The sequence below is a fragment of the Pseudomonas sp. MF6776 genome (assembly GCF_016613125.1).
GTDB classification, from domain to species: Bacteria; Pseudomonadota; Gammaproteobacteria; order Pseudomonadales; family Pseudomonadaceae; genus Aquipseudomonas; species Aquipseudomonas iridis.
Window position 1 is genome coordinate 1 of the sequence record NZ_JAENSQ010000092.1, and the last position, 1665, is coordinate 1665.

Below are 1665 nucleotides of genomic sequence, written 5' to 3' on the forward strand. Positions count from 1 at the left end.
GTAAAATAGAAGAGTGAGCACTTGATTTGCTGGTGCTTTCAAACAACGGTGTTGTTTTTTTAACAGCCGAACTGGAAAGGGAGGCTGAGCTGCTCAGTGATCACTTTATCCGTTGGCTGATTTACGCCGGCATGTTCGCTACAGGCACTGAACGACAACGCAGATGGTATGGTCTGTGCGTTCTGACTCGTCAAGGATCGGCCAATGGATCGTTTGTCTAATTTGCTCTCGCGGTTCGGCGTGCGGGCCAATCTGTTCTATGACGGCGACCTATGCGGCTCTGCATCTTACGATGGCGCCGAGCGGCGAGGTTATATCCATCTGCTTCAGGCCGGCAGCGTGACGTTGCTTGGTCCCGATCGCAAGGATTTGCAGCTCACTCGCCCTAGCTTGATTTTTATGCCACGCCCCGCCAAGCATCAATTGTTTGCGGGTGAGTCCGATGGCGCAAAGTTGTTGTGTGCTTCCATGGAGTTTGAGGGCGGAATTGATAATCCTTTGTCGGCTTCATTACCGGACTGTTTGGTGCTCGCACTCGATGATCTGCCCATGCTGGCAGACACGTTGGAGTGGATGTTTGCCGAGGCGGCAAATGTGCATTGTGGAAGGGAAGCCGCGCTTGAGCGCTTATTTGAGCTCCTAATCATTCTGTTGCTCCGTTACCTGCTCGATCATCACCAGTTGCGCACCGGAATGATGGCTGGACTGGCCGACATGCGGCTTGCCCGATCGCTTTTACAGATGCACAACTCCCCGGAACATGCCTGGTCAATAGCAGAGCTGGCCAGTGAGTCAAATATGTCACGCGCTGCGTATGCCGTGCATTTCAAGAGTGTCATCGGACAGACGCCTGCTGATTATTTGTTGAGTTGGCGAGTTAGCCTGGCTCAGAAGCTGATGCGAGAAGGGCGCTCGATTACGCTGATTGCAGCTCAAGTCGGCTACGAAAGTCCTTCGGCGCTGTCTCGCGCATTTAGACGCAAGACGGGGTTGAGCCCTCGTGACTGGTTGAAAGATCTGGCGGGGGAAAATGATGGCAAAAAGGCCTAAGGCATTACTGCCTTAAGCCATTGAAAAAATTATGCATTAATTTTACGTTTTTCCAGTTCAACCAGCGAATGGCCTGCCACAAATATCGAAACAGCAAGCAACCCTAAGTCTTTAAGCAGAAACTGACCTGGCGCAACGGAAATCGCCGGAAACCCTAAACTAGGCTCAATGACGCCCGGAGTGGAAAACATAAAGCTAAGGGTTGTGAAGAACAGGCCTGCAGACAGAGCGCCTCCTACCACGGATAGTTTGGGCGACAGCATGCGGCCTGCGATCAGAGTGCCGATCGAAATCTCTAGTATGCCGAGCAGGCTGGAGAACATGTCGACCGAAAAAATGCTATACACCCATCCCAAAAGCGGGCTGTTGCTCACCAGTGGAACCAGGCCCTCGGCCTCGTAGTGGGTAAATTTCATGCCGCCGAACCAGAAGTAAATAATAGCGAGAGCCAAGTACGCGCCATAGATACCTAGCCCCATAGTTTTGGTTCCAAGCGTTAAGTGGGCCTGTACGCTGGACTTCGAGTTTTCAATGCCTATGGTTTTCATGTCTGAGCTTCCAGTAGTGAGTGAGAGTGTGTTGGCTGCCGAACGCCGTATGCGTTGGCGATGAGAT

Annotated in this window: 2 protein-coding genes; one reads left to right on the top strand and one right to left on the bottom strand. The window is 52.1% G+C overall.

Features of this window, described 5'->3' with window-relative positions:
• Nucleotides 1-204: 204 nt before the first annotated feature.
• Complete coding sequence (locus JJD74_RS30550) at nucleotides 205-1050, top strand: AraC family transcriptional regulator (RefSeq protein WP_003464995.1); 846 nt, start codon at nucleotides 205-207, stop codon at nucleotides 1048-1050.
• Nucleotides 1051-1079: 29 nt separating this feature from the next.
• Here the strand turns inward: JJD74_RS30550 and JJD74_RS30555 are convergent, their stop codons facing one another.
• On the bottom strand, nucleotides 1080-1598 hold the full coding sequence (locus JJD74_RS30555; protein ID WP_003464991.1) for a YkgB family protein: 519 nt from the start codon (nucleotides 1596-1598) through the stop codon (nucleotides 1080-1082).
• Between the last annotated feature and the right edge of the window lie 67 nt (nucleotides 1599-1665).